The following is a 17,938-nucleotide window of genomic DNA, read 5'->3' as shown; positions in this document are numbered from 1 at the left end:
GTGCGATGAGAACGGCCCGCCTGCTGCTGGCCCTGCCGCTGCTCCACGCCTGCGCGCCCACGGTGGACCAGGCCGCGATCGGCCAGCGTTCATTGCCCCGGCTCTTGACCGCCTCGCCTGCCAGCAAGGTCGGGGGTGAAGCGCGCTACGAGGGCGAGCTGCAAATCCGGGGTAACTGCATCGTTGTCGTTTCGGACGGTCGGGCGGCGCTGCCGATCTTCGATTCCACCGTCAGCCTGGCCGAGACAGGCGGCGGCATCGTTGAGAACGGGACCGGCCAATCCATTGCGATCGGGGAGCGGTTACGCGCGTCGGCCGCCCATCTGCGTCAGGACGGCGAAGGGTGGAGCCTGCCCGACATCGAGCAAGCGACCGGCGCGAATGTGCCGGAGGGTTGCGGCGACAGCATCGTCAGGCTGCGCGGTATCGGCAAGATCGCCGCCGCCCATGTCACCGCCGCGAGCGGGGCCGAGCATGACCGGGACGGCCACCCCGACGCCGCCGCAACGCCGGCTCGCCATCCGGGCCGTCACCTTCGCCGAAGCCGGCGAGGCGATCGGCCGCTTGCTGCCCATCGCCCTGCCCCGCCACGCGCGCGGCCGAGACGGGCGCATCGGGGAAGGTCGCGGATTTTCTGCTGGCATGGTGGAACGGCGACGAGTGCGGCCATTTCCCGATCCTGCATCTTTGCAACCTCGATGCCGTGATCGCCGAGGATATGCTGACGATCATGGCCTGGCTGGCGCAGGAACCCACGCCTACGCCGATGCCTGGGGCTACTGCGACGCGATGCACGATCTTTGGGTGCGCTATCGCGGCGATCCTGGCGAGGCCGTTTAAACGATCCGGAGATCCACCGCCGAGAGGACGCCCTATGGACGACGATGACGAGGCTTTCGCCGACAACTACGCCGAGCGCGACCAGGCCAAGGCGCTGCGCGAGCAGGCCCGCGCGGGCGGCTTGCGCTTCGAGGCGTATCTTACCGGCGACATGGCCGACTGGCTGTTGGAGCGGGTCGAGCGCGGCATGTTCGTTGATCCTTCCGAGGCCGTGTTCGCGATCGTCAGGGACTTCATGGACATGGAGCCACACCGCGATTTGCGCGACGAGCTGCTACGCCGGACATTGGCGGCGGCGCTGGACGACCCGAGGCCGGCGATTCCGTTTGCCCAAGTATATGCGGAAATGAAGCAGTTGATTGCCGAGCCGCGCCCCGACGCGGCACGCTGGGAGAAGATCGCGCGATGAACCAGCTCGCCCCTCTGCCCTCGCCGTCATCAACGCCGGCGCTGGCGCTGCCGGCGTTGATCGCGGCGGCCGACGACGCCACGCGGCGGCGCTTCCTTGAGTTCTTCGCCGTCACCATCCGCAACCCGCATACGCGGCGCGCCTATGCGCGCGCGGCGGGCGACTTCCTGGCCTGGTGTGAGGCGCGCGTCGTCGTCTCGCTCGCCCAGGTGCAACCGCTCCACGTCGCGGCCTGGATCGAGGCGCAGACCGGCGAGCTGGCCGCGCCGAGCGTCAAGCAGCAGCTCGCCGGCGTGCGTCACCTGTTCGACTGGCTGGTGACGGGGCATGTCGTGCCGGTGAACCCCGCCGCATCGGTGCGCGGGCCGGCGTACAGCCAGCGGCGCGGCAAGACGCCGGTGCTGGACGCCCAGGAGGCGCGCGCGCTGCTCGACAGCATCGACACGTCCACCGACGCGGGCTTGCGCGACCGCGCGCTTATCGGCCTCATGGTCTATAGCTTCGCGCGGATCGGCGCGGCGCTGGCGATGAAGGTCGAGGACGTGTTCATGCAGAATCGCCGCCTATGGGTGCGGCTGCACGAGAAAGGCGGCAAGCGCCACGAAATGCCCTGTCATCACAATCTTGAGCATTATCTGGCCGAATATCTCGACGGGTGCGGCTTGCGCGAGGATCGCAAGGGACCGCTGTTCCGCACGATCGCGCGCGGGACCAAGCGGCTAAGCGCCACCCCCTTGCCCCAGGCCAATGCGTTCGCGATGGTGCGCCGGCGCGCGGCGGCGGCCGGGATCGGCACGGCGATCGGCAACCACTCTTTCCGCGCGACCGGGATCACCACCTATTTGAAGAACGGTGGCACCTTGGAGACAGCCGCGACGATGGCGAACCACAGTTCGACGCGCACCACCCAACTCTACGACCGCCGACCTGACGACGTGACGCTGGACGAGGTGGAGCGTGTGCTGATTTGATGACAGGAGCGACAATGGGATGGTTCTTCCGCGCGGGTCCTAGAGCCGCTGCGAACGCGATCTTTGTAGCGATGCTAGGGCTGGCGGGGTGTAATCCGATAAACGCGCCGGCCGTGAAAGGCGGGCCATCTCTGCAAGCGACCGCGTCAGAACAATCGGCCCCCGCCCCCACCCGCGCCCGGCCCTACTTACAATAGGAGCGTTGCCATCGCCATTCCCGGCGCTCCCGACACAACCGGTCTTAATGAGGCGCAGATGGACGCGATGTTCGACGCGGCGGTCGAACGAGCGCGGCCAGGCGAAAGCAAGCGCGCAATCTGCGTCGGGATGCAGGGGCTTGCCGATGGCGCTGTGAAGGACGCACCTGAAAGGACGATCCGGCGATTGGCCGAGCGGCTGCGCCTGCCTGCCGTCCCTGCTTCTCAATGCAGGGCCGACATCTATCCCTACGTCACCGCAACCAAGGCCGCCGCGATCCTCTATACCGTGAAGGTCGAATCTCGGGATCGGCGCGGCGTACTGACTTTTTGGGCGACGGCCGTGTTTGGCAATCTCGGGGCCTACGGAATGCAGTTCCGCCTTGTCCGCGAGGGCGGCCGCTGGACGCCCGAACCCACCGGCATGTCGGTTGTTTCATGAGGCGATCATGAGCCAGCTATCGCGATGAGACGCACCGTAGCAGTTGCTTTAGCGGTCGCCCTCTTGGGGGCGGGCGGCCTAATCGGCCGCCTCGCTGGACATTCGGCAGCATACGGCGAGCCAGTAAGTAGCGAGGCTAATCCACGTCACGCGGTCATTCAGATGAGCTTCGACCAAACCCGCTGGTGGATGCGAAACTCCGCCCCGCCTGTATGGCCGATCGTGTTCTCCATGAAGCTTGATCGCCTGGAGAACATGCCGGGGAGCTGCACCACCAACCGCCGGCATTCCGATGTAGCGCCCAATGATATTGATTGGGTGGCGACAATATCGGCCCGATCCTTCTTCGGCGTGCCCGTGCGCCGTTACCGGGTAACATGCGGCGGAACGGCGATCTTATGACTGAGCTAATCGCTATTGCGGTCGGTCATGCACCGGTGTTGCCGTAAACCAAAACCCAACCCTACTTTTCTTGCCGCTCTGCTAGGGAGCGTCCTTTTTCATGGATCGATCCGAGCGCGCGCTGAATCGGAGCGATTGCTTCGCGCAATTCGTCGAGCGCGATCGGTTCGGGATAGAGTGAAATTGGACGCACCATGCCGTCTTCGGCAATGCGCGAAGATGGCATCCAGGGCACAGAAATGAACCAGCGCCCTTCGCGCGCCGCGCGCTCGCCACCCTGGGTATAGGACGCATGGCGATAAAGCGAGTCATTGAGATGCAGCACCCAGCGCGTTCCCGGCTCCAGTGATGTCGGCAGACCGGGCAGCAGCACCGGTTCGTCCATATTCTGCCCATATCGAACGACACCCGCGTGGTCGGCGCGTTCGCCAGAAGCCAGGCGCTGACGAAGCTCCTCGCCCGCTTCGGCATCGCCTTTCAGCACCTCGATCACTCGCCAACGCACCGTCGAAGCGAACCCGTCCGGTCCAGGATCGGCCACGTCGATGCCGATCGGTTCGGCCACCACGATATCGGTTGCGGTCAGCGCGCGTTTCTCGACGGTCTGGCGCCCGTTCATGTCCTCCAGCGCCTCGATGGGATCGAACCCGGCGCGGCGCAGCATCTCGATCTCGCGTAGCGTGTAGCCGCTTGCAATCAGCCAATGCGTCTGTTGCAGTGATCCCGCCTTCGATGGTTTGCGCGCGACAACCACGCTTTTCTCGTGGTTCGTCGGAGACGGTTCGGACCGCATGATCGGCGTCTTTTCGACCAGCGCGCGGATTGCGGCGAAATCGGGGTGCGCCTCCAGCGGATACCAGATCGCCTCGGGATCGCGGCGGAGGGGAATGTCCTCGCGGTAGATGGCATTCTGGTTGTCGATTGCGACGCGCACCAGGGGAGGGAAGCTGATCGCGCCTGCCACCGCCGCCTGCGAAAGCGCGGCGAGATCCGACGGGCGCAACTCGACATATCCGCCGGTCGGCTCGATGCGGATCTGCGCTTCGATTCCGGCGACCGCGATCTGCGCGGCGATATCAGCACGCGCCGCCTCCAGCGCGTTGCTGCCTTGCGGCACGACCTGCGCGGTGACGAATGGCAACAGCGCCGCGGGCACCAGCGCACCTTTCGCCAGCGCGTCGGTGTGGTACATATGCGCTGTGCCCTGCTCCTCGTTAATCCAGATGCTGGCGATAACGTCGCCATGGTCGGCAAGCGCCCGCGTCCGCCACATCCTCAGGTCGGACAACCGCGCCATGTCAGCCGCATAGTCGGCTTCGGCAGCGGCGCGGCTGCCGAGTTCCCGTTCGCGACTAGCGAGGGCGGCGTCGCGGCGCTGCTTGTCCCAGACCTCGCGTGGGACGATCCCGCGCACCACGCGGTAGGGCCCCGGGCAAGCCTGCGTCCCGACTAGCCTGTCGGGCGTGCGTTCCTCGCCCGGTTGGAGGCCCATCAGCACGACGTCCGTATCGGCAAAAACTCTCGCGCCCGAAAAGCGGTTCAGTACCGCGACGCGGTTCGGGTCCGTCAGGTCGAGCGCGTCGCCTTGCTGCCACAACGCGATCTTGGGTTCCTCGTTCTCGGGGACAAGCCACAGACAGCCCTCACGCAATTCCAGACGCGCCGGGACATCGGGTACGCCGACCAGCGTACGCGGCATGCCATCGGTGCGCATCGCGAACTGCGGAAAGCTTTTGACGCGCGTGTCGCCGGGCGGCACGGGCGGAGCGCTGACGGGGAATGGGTCGGGTTCCTTGAAGACAACGAAATCGGGCAGGTCGATCTCGCCACGTGCAGCGGCCTTGTGAATCGTATCGGCGCTTTGTCCGAGACTGACCTCGATTTTACCCGTGCTCTCATTTCCGCCGATGCCGAACCAATTGATGCCTAGCGCGCTGAGATCGCGCACGAGCCGCTCTTGTGCACTGCGCAGTTCCGTCAGGGTCGGTCCGGGCCGGTCGAGCGGGATATAAAGTGGATCATTGGTATATTTCGCCAGTGTCTCCGCCGCATCGCGAGTGAACGCGACCACCACGCCATATTTCGGCTGATGCTGGATCCACAGGCCCGCGAATGTATCTGCCTCATTCGCGTGGAGGGTTTGTGCTAGGGTGCCGATATCGGCATCGGGGGCTGGCGGCGCAGGGCGTGGCCCCGGCTCGCTGCGCGGTCCAATCGCGCCACGGTTCTGGATTTCCATCTGCCGCTCAGCCTCTTTCACGCTGACGCAATAGGCGCGGGCGTAGAGCGCGTTTTCAGAGAACTCGCCTTTGTAGTTCTCGATCGCCTCGATCTCTTCGGGCGTCAGGTTCGGGCAGGTTTCGGACAAAGGCTTCTGCTCCTGCGCAATCACAGGAACCGCCTTGGCAATAGCGAGAACGCTGATAGCAAGGGCGAGATTTCTCATTCGGCTTTCTCCAGCGGAGTGTCGGATCGGCGATGCAGCCGAAGAAGATGAGCGCGCTGCTGGCACGGTCGCGGATGGCGAGAAGGAAAGACCGGTCAACGATCATAGTTGGGGCATTGGGGATGATCCGGCATCCAGTGACCGCTGTCTTCACAGCCGGGGCCGCAGCGGAATCCGACCCGTTCGGCGTTGCTGATCGCGGGCGGTTCGCCTTTGCGCCAGAACCCGAGCATTTTGCCTCGGTCATCCAGATGGGTGTCCGTGATGATCGCGCGTGCGGCCTGGATGAACTGCCCATGCCCAAACACATAGACCAGCGACCCGGCAGGCATGGCTGCGAGGCGGGCCAGCGCCGCCTCGCAGCGCCGTAGCAAGGTGCCGAAGCTCTCCGCCCCCTCGCCGTCGCAATAAGCTGGGTCCGCCTCACGCCAATAGCGTTCGAGGTGCGGCATCCTCTCGGCGCTGCGCGTGCCGTTCCAGCGCGCCGGTTGCAGATAGGTGAACTCCTCGATCGGCCACACTTCCACCGGCGCGTCGGGAAAGCGGGCGATCGTCGGCGCGGCTGTCTGCTGGGTACGGGTATAAGGCGACGTGACGATGAGCGCCGGCGCTTCGGTCCAGCTCGCCGCGACCGCGCGCGCTTGTTCCTGACCGCGCTTCGTCAGCTCGATTGTCGCCAGATCGTGGCACGGCATGCCGGCATTGCCGGTGCTTTCGCCGTGGCGGATGAATATCGCTCTCATGGTCCCGTCGCTCCCCTCAATTCAGTTGCAGGGCAGCGTCGTGATCCTGCCCGGGGCCAATGATCCGATGGACGAAGATGCGATCCGGCTCGACGGAATAGAGAATCCCATATCCCTTGTGGGACCGACGCCTGATCCCATGCTGTTCGTAGCGCGGGACGAGCGGGAAGGCGCGGGGCATGTCGCCTATGCGTTTCGCGGTGTCGCGCAGCTCGCCAACGAACGAGATCGCGCGGGCGGGATTGTCCTTCTCAATATAATTGCGGATGCCTTCGAGGTCGCGCCTAGCCCGTGTGGACAGCGTGACCTTCATTGCCGCGCTTCACCGCTCGTTGCCTGAATGTCGGCAATGATCGCATCGCAAACTTCATCGAGGTCATGACCGCCACCAGCCTTCATCTCCTGAAGGCTTTCGTCGATCGAGGCATCGAGTTCCTTCAGCCAGCGTTCTTCATCGACGATTGCGCTTTGATCGCGGCGGATCAGGTCACGCACATAATCGCTGACACTGGCATATTGGCCGCTGTCGATACGGTTCTGCACATAGTCCCGCATCGGGTCAGGCAGGGAAACATTCATGGTAGCCATCGGCTGATACCTCCAATCAGCTATATATGGCAAAAATTGCCATGATGTTCAACCGGACCCATCCTTCCCGCTCACATATCGTGTTGGACTTCAAATGTGTGGCATCTGTATATCATAGAGCTATCAATCTGCGTTCATTATGATAGTTTAAAGGAAGCTCGGGCGCGACCCTTCGGGCACGGCTCTATCTCCGCGTGACCGCTCCGACCAAGCCCGCAAGCGGTCTTGGCGCATAAGCGTGACGATCCTCGCGTAAGGCAGGGGCGTTGCCCCTGCCTGTCGTGCCGGCGTGCGCCGGCGAGGATCTTTCATTTGAGGGGAGAGAGCGTTCCGCCCCCCTCTCCCCAGCAACGGGAATAGACGGGCCGTGGCTCACTCTGCTGCGCCTCGCTGCGCCCGCTCCACCCCGCCGATTCCCGCTGCCCCCCTCTCCTGCCGGCGTTCTTGGGCGTCCGTGTCCGGCCGATGGCCTGGCCATCGCCGGTCAGGCGATTTGAAGGGAGTAGAAGGCATGGAACAGGACAACCGGGAAAGCTGGCTCAATCGGATGGCGGCGGGCATGGCCCCGCTGTTCGAGGCGTTGGACGCCCCTCTGCCCGCACGCGTGCGGGTCGCGATCGGCTTCACCAGCAGGGGTGCCAAGGGCAAGGCGATCGGCGAGTGCTGGGATAACCGGCTTAGCGCGGACGGGCATTTTGAAATCTTCATCCGCCCCGACCTCGCCCACGACCCCGACGCCATGCCGGCGCAGATCGCGGGCATCCTCGCCCACGAGCTGGCCCATGCCGCCGTTGGCATCCCAGCGGGCCACGGGAAGGCGTTTAAATGGGTCGCGCTTGGACTTGGCCTGATCGGGCCGATGCGCGCCACGACTCCCGGCGAGGCGTTCCTTGCGGCGGTGGCACCAATCCTCGACGCGGCAGGCCCCCTCCCCCATGCTCGGCTCGACACCGCCGGCGAGACAACCGCGCCCAAAAAATAGACGACCCGGCTGCTCAAATGCGAGTGTGAGACATGCGGCTATACGGTGAGGACCGCGCGCAAATGGCTGGAACTGGCCGGAGCGCCGGTCTGTCCGATCGAGGGGCACGGCCCCATGCAGCACGACCCGCTCAACGAGGACGATCCCGAGCCAAAGGAGTGAGCATTATCTGTATATCACAGCGATGGACAGATCATGCCAAAGCGCATAACGATAGCTCGCACAGTGAGGGCGCTATGATACTGGCAGTCGGAAACACCAAAGGCGGCGTCGGCAAGACCACGCTCGCCGTCAACCTAGCGGTTGCGCTGGCGCTCGCCGGCCGCGACCTCTTGCTGGTGGACGGGGACGAACAGGGCACCGCCCTCACCTTCACCCAGCTTCGCACCGAGCGGCTTGGCGAGGCCGGCTATACTGCCGTGGCGCTCACCGGCGCTGCGCTGCGCAGCCAGGTCCGTCAGCTCGCTGGCAAGTATGACGACATCATTATCGACGTGGGCGGACGCGACACCGGCTCGCTGCGCGCCGCGCTAACCGTCGCCGACACGCTGCTGGTCCCGGTGCAACCGCGCAGCTTCGATGTGTGGGCGCTCGATCAGGTCGCGGCGCTGGTCGCCGAGGCGCGCGAGATCAACGAGGGTCTGCGCGCCGTCGCCGTGCTCAACGGGGCGGACGCGCAAGGAGCGGACAATGAAGCGGCCTTGGAGATGATCGGTGACATCGAGGGGATCGAGGTGCTGCCCACGTCGATCGTGCGGCGCAAGGCGTTCCCGAACGCGGCGGCCGAGGGCAGGGCGATCCTTGAGCAGAGCCCGCGCGACCCCAAGGCGATCGACGAGCTGACAGCGCTGATCGGTGCCGTCTGTATATCAAGATAATATCGGAGTGCACGTCGATGGCTATCGCCCGTAAACCGAACAGCAAGCCGAAAGCTCCGGCCGATGACACGGCGGCCGACGCCTTTATCGCCGGCGCAGCGAAACCGGCGGCCGCGCCGATCGCGGCGGCCGAGGAAGCAGGGGAGGGGAGCGAGCCACGCAAGTCGCCGGTGATGCTGCGCTTTGATCGGGCGTTGCTCGCGAAGGTCGATGCGGCGGCCAAGCGGCGTGGGATCAGCCGCAGCGCTTGGATTCAGTTCACCGTTAGCCGCGCGCTCGACGCCGGCGAAGGGTGAGGCCGATCGAGATCGCTCCATTTTGGAGCTATCTGCCCAGCTCTTCCAGTTCGCCAAGCAGCGGGCCGAAATAGCTTTCACGCGCGGCGAACCCACCCAACGCCCACCATGCGGCGCGGCGTGCCGCCGAACCAGGAGGGTGGCGCTTGTTGAAGCGCTTCGCATCGCGCGCGAGCCCTGCGCGCAGCTCGCCATCGTCTTGCCAGTTTCGGCCTTGCCAGAGGTGCATCCGGGCATCGAGGCTTTCCCAGAGCGTCTCTTCATCCTGGCACGAGGTGGAGGCGAGCAGGTCATGGAGCCAAGGGAAGCGTTCCCGCGTCAGCAGGCGATGGACGCGGATTTCCCCATCATGCACCCACCATTGGGTCTCAATGTCGCAAGGGGGAGGCTCGACAGTCACGGTCCGCAGCGCGAACGGTGAGTTTTGGGGTAGGGGCTCACCGTTGGGCGGCGGGCAGGCTGAAATCCACCAGCACCGGCATTTCGGGAATGCCGCCTCGCAGCTTGGCCCGGCGCACGATGCTATGCTGGTCGATCAGGTTTTGCGCGTCGCGGCGTCCGCTCGACGTTTTGGGCAGCCACATCATCGCCACGCGCTCGACCTTGCGGCCCTTCTTGATCGGCGTGAACTCGACATAGAACGGGCAGAGCTTGTTGATTTCGTCCTGCGCCACCTTGAGGCAGTATTTGTTGAAGTCGGCGAAGCGGTCGAGCTTGCCATCGGGCACGTTGAGCAGGCCGCGCAGCTCGGCGACGGTGAACTCTTCAGATTGCTTGTATTCGAGACCAATGCGGCGCTCGATCATTTCATAGAGGCAGAGCGCGTATTTCGACTCGAAACAATACATCACCTGCGTCTTAAGCCGCGCATAGACCTCGCTGTTGCGCAGTATCTCGATCAGCTCCTCGGGAATGCGGTAATGAAGAAAACCGTCCTTTTCGAGGCTTTCGTCGCTCGGGCCGAGGAGCTGGACGCGGCGCTTGAAGCTCTTGCCACCCTTGCGGATGGTGACGATCGCGATCGTGCCCATCAGGCGCAACAGCGAGCTTTCGATCCGCTCATTGCCCTGGTGCGTGCCTTTTAGTGCTGATTTGGCGATGCGATGGATCACCGGCTCTCCAATCCGGTCCCAGGCATTGGCGATCAACAGATTATAGATGCGGCGATCGGCGAGGGTGAGGGGAGACAGCTCGACAATATCGACCAGCTCGCCTGGCTTCACGATTTCCCCGTAATTGGCAGGATCGAACGGGTTGCCGCGACCGCGCTGCATCAACGTTCGAGCAGTTTCGGCCAAGGCAGCTTGCGTCATGCGATCACTTCCAACGGTGAGGAGACTCTTTCCACCCGCTCACCCTAATGACGAGCGGTGAGTTATGCAAATCTTCCGGCTCGCCGTTCAGAGAGAGGGATACCCCAAAACTCACCGTCGCGATCGGGCATACCCCAAAGCTCACCCGACTCTGCCCCAACACTCACCTTAACCGACCCCAAAGCTCACTTTCGGCTACCCCAAAACTCACGCGACTCGACCCCAACACTCACTTTTCGAGGCCATTTTCCTTGGTTTTGTGCGGGTTTGCGCACCCCTGAATCTTGAATCTAAGAAGAATATTTGAATCTGAAGGGGAACGGTGAGTTTTGGGGTAGCCGACCTGTGGATAACTCGCTCCTGCTGCACCGATAGGACAGAGAAGAAAGCACCGCCTCTTGGGGCTTCGCCCCGCCGGCTCGCGGCCTTCGGCCGCCCCGGATCGCTAAAGCGATCCTCCCACCCGGCATCCCCATAATGAGCCGGCTTCGCCGGCACGTTTCCTATGGCTTGGCACCAGCTCCACCGTTCTGCCCCAACAGCCAGCACATCACCAAGACCAACCGTCCAAATGGCTTTCCAGAAAAGCCAAGCGGATAGGGTAGTGATCCAATCGAGAGGGCAGGACAGGTGGAAACGTTGCTACTGACGCGATTTCCGGCCCGCTCAGCCTCTTTTTAGGCGTCGGGTGAGAGAGGCATGGGGATGGAGCGTTCACGGCGCTCTACGGGCTTCCCTGGCCGCCGTTTTCAAAGCCTAGATCTTCGTGGTTTCACCTACCTGCTCAACCGGCGGGCGTCAGCATCGATCGCCAACGGTGAGGACCTACCCCAAAACTCACCTTTAGCGCGCCAAAGACCGATTTTCCGCGTTTTTCGTCGTGTGGATACGCGCAGCGCGATACGGCGGAACGCAACCATGTAGATATACAGGTGATATTATAACGCTTGCGGCCACGCCGGCTGCGATCGTTTAAACGCTCAGCACCGCGTCGAACCGCCCGGCGAACTCGCGATCGGCATAGTAGGCGAGCTTGGTGGCGACGATCGGCCGCTGGCCGGCGAGGAACAGCAGCTCCAATTCGCCGGGTATCGCGCGGACCTCATCGGGAGTGAGCAGGGCGCGGCCGACATGCTGGGTGCCGAACGAGACGCCGGTTTCCTCCGCGTCGAGCGCGCGGCTCATGGTTTCGAACACGACCGTCTCCTGGCCGAGCAGATCGGAGACGAGCTTGGCGCTGTCGTGATCGTTGACCCCGAACACCTGGAGCACGCCGGCGTTGGACAGGAAGGTGCCTGCGCGGCGCTCATAGGTGGCGCGAAGCTGATGCACGTCCTGCAGGATCGGCCAGAGCTGGACGCCATAGCCGGCCATCAGGCCCATAGCCCGCTCGACCGGATCGAGGCGGCCGAGCGCGGCGAACTCATCGAGCAGGAACAACACGGGGCGGGGAGGGGCCGTGCCGGCGCGCGCCAGATCGGTCAGCCCTTGCGCGACCATCAGGCGCAGCCAGCGGGCATAGGTGGCGAGCCGGTCCGGCGGCAGGACCAGGAACACACTCGCTGGCGTTGCTTTCAGATCGGCGAAGGCGAAATCGGAGCGGCCCAGCACCGCCGTCATGCGCGGGCTGTCGAGAAAATGGGTGTGGCGCTGCGCGGCCGAGAGCACGCCGGCGGCCTCGCGATCGGACTTGCCGAGATGGCGGTTGGCGGCGCGTGCGACCAGGCCGCCTTGTGCCTGCATATCCGCGAGCAGGGTGGCGAAAGCTTGCGGGGCGAGCGTCAGATGATCGCGCAAGCTTGCGAGGGTGCGGGTCGCGGGCGGCTCGCTGGCGACGATATGCAGGATCAGGCCGGCGATCAGCGCCTTGGCTTCCTCGTTCCAATGCGCTTCGCTGGCTTCGCCGGGAGCGTCATAGACCAGCGCGTCGGCGAGCGTCATGGCGTCGTCGGCGAGATCGAGGCCGGCAGGGTCGATGCGATCGAGCGGATTGAACGCCCCGCTAGGCTGGCCCGTTACCCCGAACGGATCGAGGACATGGACCGGCCCGAACCTTGCCCGTTGGCGTGCGGTGACGCGGGCGTTCTCGCCCTTGGGGTCGATGCAGACCACAGAGCCGGGATAGTCGATCAGGTTGGGGATGATGGTGCCGATGCCCTTGCCGGTGCGCGTCGGCGCGATCGTCAGCAGATGGGCGGGGCCGGCATAGCGCAGCAGCTTGCCCGATTTTCGATCCCGCCCGATCAGCAGGCCCTCGCTTTGGGCGAGCGGGCGCGCCTCGCGATCGGTGGCGAAGCGGGCCGAGCCGTGGGTGGCGTCGCCGTCAGGGCCGCCATAGCGCAGGATCAGGGGTTGGAAGAGGGCGCGCAGCGTCACGAGGATGATGACCAGGAAGGTGAGCATCATCACGGTCTGATAGATATGGGAATCGCGAGCCAGGCCGAGCAGCGAGTGCAGCACGAATTGCATCCCGCCAGCGAGCACGATGCCGACGATCAGGAACAGGATGGCGACGCCGAACAGGTGGCGGATCAGCTTGACGGGGCTGAGCGTCAGCGCCGTGATCGCCCATATCGGATTCTGGCGCGCGATCCGGGTGAGGTTGCGGATCGCGCGGCCGAGCTGGCGAAACCACTCCATCGTCAGCTCACTTCACCGCCAGTGCGAAATCGACGCGCACCGAGACGATGCCGGCATTGGTGCCGGCCATGACGGGGGGCGCTTGTTCTGCCTGCACCGCGACGACTGGCGGCGGTGCGACCATGCGGGCGTCCATCTCCGCGATCGGCGGCATGTAGCCACCTTGGCCGCCATCATGAATCGAGAGCACGCGCGTGATCCGCAGGCCCGCCGCATCGGCATAGGCTTGTGCCTTGGCGTGCGCTGCCTTGTAAGCCAGGCTGTAGGCGCCGAGGTTCGCCTTTTCGGGATCGGCGACCGAGAGGTTGGGGCCGGAGACGATATTGGCGCCGGCGGCGGTGACGGCCGCGATGGCATCCCCGACGCGGGCCGTATCGCGGACCCGCACCGACACGCTGTTGCTCGCTTCGAACTTGCCCTTGTTGGTGCCGTAGTCGATGCGGCTGACCGACAGATTGCGGGTCTGGATATCGCGTGCCGGAATGTTGAGCCGGCCAAGCGCGGCCGTAATCCGGTTCATGGTTTCGGCGTTGCGGGCGCTGGCGGCCTGCGCATCGGCCGCGATGCTCGACAGGCCGGCGGTGAACAGCGCCTGGTCGGGCGCGGCTTCGGCGCGGCCGGTGCCGGTGACGGTCAGCAGGGTTTCGTCGGAATCGAGCCCGCGCGGGTCGGGAGCGGCGGGGGTGCAGCCGGTCAGGACAGCCAGGCCGAGCGCGGCCGTGAACAGTGCCGCGCCTCTCACTTGCCCGCTCCGATCGGCGTGATCGCCAGCGCCGGATCGGCGTCGGGATGACCGAGCAGCTTGAGAAGGATTTGCGTGGCGAGGGGAGGGGGTACGGCCTCGTCGCGCAGCATATCGAACAGCGCGTCCTCATCGGGCTCCAGCGCCATGTCTTCGATCGCGAGGTTGGCGCGGGATTCAGCATCGGCTTCGCGCCAGGCCGCGACCTCGGCCAGCGAGCCGCGCCTGAAATGCAGCGCACGGACCTCGGCCCGGATCGCCTCGACATCGAGTTTGGTCATTGTGTTTCGCTCCCTTCCGCTTCCGCGTCGAACGCGCGTTTGCCGCGCCGCTTCCACAGCGCGAGCGCATTGCCGTCCTCGCGCGCCTTTACCGCCAGATCGAGCAGTGCGCCGTAGAGGGTGGCACGATCATCCTCGACCAGCTCGACCAGACCGGCTTTCTGGACGAGGCCGCCCAGCTCGATCAGGTGGCGGGTGCGTTCGCGGCGTTGCATCACCCAGCCCCGCGTATCAGCTCGCCGCTGTCCCGCTTCCGCCCGTAGCATCGACGCCCGATTGTGCCGTTCCATCGTTGCCGTCGATTGCAGCAGCGCCGCCAGCTTTGCGCCCGCGCCGCTGAAAGAAGGCGGCGCCTTTCGCGCGCCACGCCTCCCTTACGTTGGCGTCGTTCGATCCGATCGCATCGAGCAGCACGCCGGCGAGAGTTTCAGCGTCGAGCGCATCGGCTCCGGTGGCGACAACGAGCTGGCCAAACTGTTCCACCTTCCGCGCCTTGAGGGCTCGCGCCTTGTCGTTCAGCGCCTTCAATTCGGCATCGTAATCGCGCACCTTACGCATCCCAGGATTCCTTCGTCTGCTGTTCGGGAAGGCCGGCACCGCAGTCGGCCCAAGGGAGGCGACTTTCGACGCCATAATGATGGTCAGGTGTGACCCGTTCGGGATGATCGAGCGTGCCGACATGGAAGGCGACTTCATCCGTTTCGATGCCGCTGGCCTCATCGTAGTGCAGGGTGAGCGGCGTACCGCACTCGCCGCAGAACGATCGGCGTGCGATCGGTGACGAACGGTAGCTCTTCTGCGTATCGCCGTGCCAGCCAACATCGTCCCATTTGACCCATGCGAGCACCGCGAAGGCGCTGCCGGTCGCGCGCTGGCACATTGAGCAATGGCAATAGTGAACACGCGGCGCAGCCGTCAGCACGTAGCGCATCGCTCCGCAAAGGCATCCGCCTTCAAGTTCAACAGCGCCGTGTTCCTCCATCGAGCCTCTCTCGCGCCCGTAATCGCAGGGGCAGCGTAGCACGATCAGCCTGCAAGGGTAGCGCTTCCGTCAAGAAATGCGGCGAAGTCAATCATGCGAACGGCAGAGAGTGTGAGTGCGCGCTTATACGTCATTGCCGACGTGCGCTTTAGAAGGCAGTATAGTGGCCGTCATGGCGATCTACCATTTCTCGGCCAAGGTCATCAGTCGCGCCAACGGATCGAGCGCCGTTGCGAGCGCGGCCTATCGTTCGGCGTCCGAGCTGCACGATGACCGGCTCGGGCGCGATCACGATTTCTCCAATAAGGCCGGCGTCGTCCATTCGGAAATCATGCTGCCCGAAGGCGCGCCGGAGCGTTTAAACGATCGTGCAACCTTGTGGAATGAAGTCGAGGCCGGGGAGAAGCGCAGGGATGCGCAGCTTGCCCGCGACGTGGAGTTCTCAATCCCGCGTGAGCTGAACCAGCAGCAAGGCGTGAACCTCGCCCGCGATTTCGTGAAGAAGCAGTTTGTCGAGCGCGGGATGGTGGCGGACCTCAATGTGCATTGGGACTTCGCCGAGGATGGCAGTCCCAAGCCTCACGCCCATGTCATGCTGTCGATGCGCGAAGTCGGGCCGGAGGGGTTCGGCAAGAAGGTGCGCGACTGGAACAGCACGGAGCTGTTGAAGGAATGGCGCGAAGCGTGGGCCGATCATGTCAACGAACGGCTTGCGTCGCTCGATATTGACGCGCGGATCGACCATCGCACGTTGGAAGCGCAGGGGATCGCGCTGGAGCCCCAGCACAAGATCGGTCCGGCAGGATCACGGCGTCTGGATCGCGGCGAAGATGCCGAGCGCGCCGACGATCATCTGCGCATCGCGCGTGAGAATGGCGAGAAGATTATCGCCAGGCCGGAGATCGCGCTGGACGCGATCACGCGCAGCCAAGCGACGTTCACGACCCGCGACCTGGCCATGTTCGTCCACCGCCATAGCGACGGCAAGGAGCAGTTCGACTTGTGCGTGAGCGCGGTGCGTGCCAGCCCCGAGCTGGTGGCGCTGGGTAAGGACGGCCGCGACCAGGAGCGGTTCACGTCGCGCGATATGATCGCGGTCGAGCAGCGGCTTGAACGCGCCGGCGATCAGCTTGCGGAGCGTTCCGGGCATAGTCTCCCGGCGGCATCGCTAGCAAGGGGGCTGGACACCGCCGGGAGTGGCGGCCTGACACTCGGTGAAGATCAGCAGGCCGCTCTGGAGCATATAGGAAGGAGCGGCGATCTTGCCATCGTCGTCGGCTATGCCGGGACCGGCAAGTCGGCGATGCTCGGCGTCGCGCGTGAGGCATGGGAGCGCGAGGGCTATACCGTGCGCGGGGCGGCGCTGTCGGGCATCGCCGCCGAGAACCTTGAGGGCGGTTCCGGCATCGCCTCAAGGACGATCGCCAGTCTCGAGCACGCATGGGGACAGGGGCGCGAGCAGCTTGGGCCGCGTGACGTGCTGGTGGTGGATGAGGCTGGCATGATCGGTTCGCGGCAGATGGAGCGGGTGCTGTCGGCCGCGCGCGACGCCGGCGCGAAGGTGGTGCTGGTCGGCGACCCCGAGCAGTTGCAGGCGATCGAGGCGGGGGCGGCGTTCCGTTCGCTGGCCGAGCGGCACGGCACGGCCGAGATCACCGAGATACGCCGGCAGCGCGAGGTCTGGCAGCGCCACGCCACCAAGGCCCTCGCCACGGGTCGCACCGGCGAGGCCGTCCACGCCTATGAGGCGCACGGCATGGTCCATGCGGCCGAGACGCGCGAGCTGGCCCGGGGCGCGCTGGTCGATGGCTGGGATCGCGCGCGCCAGGCCGATCCGGACAAGAGCCGGATCATCCTTACCCACACCAACGCCGAGGTGCGCGAGCTGAATCAGGAAGCGCGCGAGCGGGTGCGCGCGTCGGGCGGGCTGGGCGATGACGTGCGTGTCTCGGCCGAGAGGGGGGCGCGGGAGTTCGCCAGCGGCGACCGCATCATGTTCCTCAAGAACGAGCGCGACCTTGGCGTGAAGAACGGCACGCTCGGCACGATCGAGCGCGTCGGGCCGGAGGGCATGGCGGTGAAGCTGGACGATGGCCGCAAGGTGGCCTTCGACCTCAAGGACTATGCCCATGTCGATCACGGCTATGCCGCGACCTTCCACAAGTCGCAGGGGGTAACGGTCGATCAGGCGCATGTGCTGGCGACGCCGGGGATGGACCGGCACAGCGCCTATGTCGGTCTGTCGCGGCACCGCGACGGGATGCAGCTCCATTATGGCCGCGATGACTTCGCCGATCAGCGCCAGCTCACCCGCACGCTATCGCGCGAGCGCGCCAAGGACATGGCGGGCGACTATGCGAAGCCCGAGCAGGACCAGGCCCGTGCGTTCGCCGAGCGGCGCGAGATCCGGTTCCCGGAACGCGCGCGTGAGATGGTCGCCAAGGTCCGCGACAAGGCCAAGGGCATGTTCGCCGGGTTCAGGCCGAAACCGGCATCACCCGAGCTGGCGGGCCGCGACGGCAAAGGCGGGGGGATCGATACCGGCTCGGAGCGGGGATCGACCGCGCCCAGTCAGGCCAGGGCGATCGAGCGCTATGCGCGCGCGCAGGCCGATATGGACCGGATGCGCGACAAGGGCTTGCCGGTGCTTCCGCACCAGCAGGCGGCCCTGGCGAAGGCCGGCGACACGCTCGACCGGGTGCGGCCCCATGGCGCGCGCGACCTCGCATCCGCGTTCGAGCGCAATCCGGCGCTGGTGCGCGAGGCGGCCGAGGCAATCCCGGCGG

General features: G+C 65.2%; 20 protein-coding genes and 1 pseudogene. 9 read left to right on the top strand and 12 right to left on the bottom strand.

Annotated features, from left to right (window positions below; translation table 11 throughout):
- Positions 1-5: 5 nt before the first annotated feature.
- From NI18_RS28065 to NI18_RS25705, 5 genes are all read left to right on the top strand, one after another.
- Positions 6-707: a hypothetical protein gene (locus NI18_RS28065; RefSeq protein ID WP_037530389.1), complete on the top strand. Its 702-nt coding sequence runs from the start codon at positions 6-8 to the stop codon at positions 705-707.
- A gap of 167 nt (positions 708-874) precedes the next feature.
- Positions 875-1,249, top strand: coding sequence for a hypothetical protein (locus NI18_RS13255; protein WP_037530451.1), 375 nt, complete (start codon positions 875-877; stop codon positions 1,247-1,249).
- The gene (locus NI18_RS13250; RefSeq protein ID WP_037530387.1) at positions 1,246-2,220 is read left to right on the top strand and encodes a tyrosine-type recombinase/integrase; all 975 of its coding nucleotides are present in this window, start codon (positions 1,246-1,248) and stop codon (positions 2,218-2,220) included. The genes NI18_RS13255 and NI18_RS13250 overlap by 4 nt, the downstream gene beginning before the upstream one ends.
- A 255-nt stretch (positions 2,221-2,475) precedes the next feature.
- On the top strand, positions 2,476-2,859 hold the full coding sequence (locus tag NI18_RS13245) for a hypothetical protein (protein WP_037530385.1): 384 nt from the start codon (positions 2,476-2,478) through the stop codon (positions 2,857-2,859).
- 162 nt (positions 2,860-3,021) lie between these two features.
- Entirely contained in the window at positions 3,022-3,261 is a 240-nt protein-coding gene (locus NI18_RS25705) for a hypothetical protein (protein ID WP_198527014.1), read from the top strand.
- 61 nt (positions 3,262-3,322) lie between these two features.
- Here the strand turns inward: NI18_RS25705 and NI18_RS22425 are convergent, their stop codons facing one another.
- The 4 genes from NI18_RS22425 to NI18_RS13225 form a co-directional block, all read right to left on the bottom strand.
- Positions 3,323-5,707, bottom strand: coding sequence for a hypothetical protein (locus NI18_RS22425; RefSeq protein ID WP_128082218.1), 2,385 nt, complete (start codon positions 5,705-5,707; stop codon positions 3,323-3,325).
- 95 nt (positions 5,708-5,802) lie between these two features.
- A complete protein-coding gene (locus NI18_RS13235; protein WP_007406334.1) occupies positions 5,803-6,450 on the bottom strand; it encodes a histidine phosphatase family protein in 648 nt (215 codons plus the stop codon).
- A 16-nt stretch (positions 6,451-6,466) separates the two neighbouring features.
- Positions 6,467-6,763, bottom strand: coding sequence for a type II toxin-antitoxin system RelE/ParE family toxin (locus tag NI18_RS13230; RefSeq protein WP_007406359.1), 297 nt, complete (start codon positions 6,761-6,763; stop codon positions 6,467-6,469).
- Positions 6,760-7,038: a type II toxin-antitoxin system ParD family antitoxin gene (locus NI18_RS13225; RefSeq protein WP_037530383.1), complete on the bottom strand. Its 279-nt coding sequence runs from the start codon at positions 7,036-7,038 to the stop codon at positions 6,760-6,762. Before NI18_RS13225 ends, NI18_RS13230 begins: the two co-directional genes overlap by 4 nt.
- 511 nt (positions 7,039-7,549) lie before the next feature.
- Between NI18_RS13225 and NI18_RS13220 the strand changes: the two are divergent.
- The 3 genes and pseudogenes from NI18_RS13220 to NI18_RS13210 all read left to right on the top strand — a co-directional run bounded on the left by NI18_RS13220 (position 7,550) and on the right by NI18_RS13210 (position 9,194).
- Positions 7,550-8,182, top strand: a pseudogene (locus NI18_RS13220) (transcription elongation protein SprT).
- A gap of 74 nt (positions 8,183-8,256) precedes the next feature.
- A complete protein-coding gene (locus tag NI18_RS13215; RefSeq protein WP_007406350.1) occupies positions 8,257-8,898 on the top strand; it encodes an AAA family ATPase in 642 nt (213 codons plus the stop codon).
- Positions 8,899-8,915: 17 nt separating this feature from the next.
- Positions 8,916-9,194 (top strand): hypothetical protein, encoded by a 279-nt coding sequence (locus tag NI18_RS13210; RefSeq protein WP_007406335.1) that lies wholly within the window; start codon positions 8,916-8,918, stop codon positions 9,192-9,194.
- Positions 9,195-9,222: 28 nt separating this feature from the next.
- Here the strand turns inward: NI18_RS13210 and NI18_RS13205 are convergent, their stop codons facing one another.
- From NI18_RS13205 to NI18_RS13170, 8 genes are all read right to left on the bottom strand, one after another.
- Positions 9,223-9,594, bottom strand: coding sequence for a hypothetical protein (locus NI18_RS13205; RefSeq protein ID WP_128082217.1), 372 nt, complete (start codon positions 9,592-9,594; stop codon positions 9,223-9,225).
- A 37-nt stretch (positions 9,595-9,631) separates the two neighbouring features.
- Entirely contained in the window at positions 9,632-10,507 is an 876-nt protein-coding gene (locus NI18_RS13200) for a replication initiation protein (RefSeq protein ID WP_037530378.1), read from the bottom strand.
- A gap of 972 nt (positions 10,508-11,479) precedes the next feature.
- The gene (locus NI18_RS13195; RefSeq protein WP_037530373.1) at positions 11,480-13,147 is read right to left on the bottom strand and encodes a type IV secretory system conjugative DNA transfer family protein; all 1,668 of its coding nucleotides are present in this window, start codon (positions 13,145-13,147) and stop codon (positions 11,480-11,482) included.
- Positions 13,148-13,154: 7 nt separating this feature from the next.
- Entirely contained in the window at positions 13,155-13,889 is a 735-nt protein-coding gene (locus tag NI18_RS13190) for an SIMPL domain-containing protein (RefSeq protein WP_037530371.1), read from the bottom strand.
- Positions 13,886-14,170: a hypothetical protein gene (locus NI18_RS13185; protein WP_037530369.1), complete on the bottom strand. Its 285-nt coding sequence runs from the start codon at positions 14,168-14,170 to the stop codon at positions 13,886-13,888. Before NI18_RS13185 ends, NI18_RS13190 begins: the two co-directional genes overlap by 4 nt.
- Complete coding sequence (locus NI18_RS13180; RefSeq protein ID WP_037530367.1) at positions 14,167-14,385, bottom strand: conjugal transfer protein TraD; 219 nt, start codon at positions 14,383-14,385, stop codon at positions 14,167-14,169. The genes NI18_RS13185 and NI18_RS13180 overlap by 4 nt, the downstream gene beginning before the upstream one ends.
- Positions 14,386-14,401: 16 nt before the next feature.
- Positions 14,402-14,728: a conjugal transfer protein TraD gene (locus tag NI18_RS13175; RefSeq protein ID WP_037530365.1), complete on the bottom strand. Its 327-nt coding sequence runs from the start codon at positions 14,726-14,728 to the stop codon at positions 14,402-14,404.
- The gene (locus tag NI18_RS13170; RefSeq protein WP_198527013.1) at positions 14,721-15,101 is read right to left on the bottom strand and encodes a GFA family protein; all 381 of its coding nucleotides are present in this window, start codon (positions 15,099-15,101) and stop codon (positions 14,721-14,723) included. Before NI18_RS13170 ends, NI18_RS13175 begins: the two co-directional genes overlap by 8 nt.
- 223 nt (positions 15,102-15,324) lie before the next feature.
- Between NI18_RS13170 and traA the strand changes: the two genes are divergently transcribed.
- Positions 15,325-17,938 (top strand): Ti-type conjugative transfer relaxase TraA (traA, locus tag NI18_RS13165; RefSeq protein ID WP_037530444.1); only part of this gene is annotated, 2,614 nt, incomplete at its 3' end.

The organism is Sphingomonas sp. Ant20, assembly GCF_000783375.1.
Taxonomy (GTDB): Bacteria; Pseudomonadota; Alphaproteobacteria; order Sphingomonadales; family Sphingomonadaceae; genus Sphingomonas; species Sphingomonas aerolata.
Note: the sequence above shows the minus strand (reverse complement) of the source record. Positions and strands in the feature narration are given on the sequence as shown.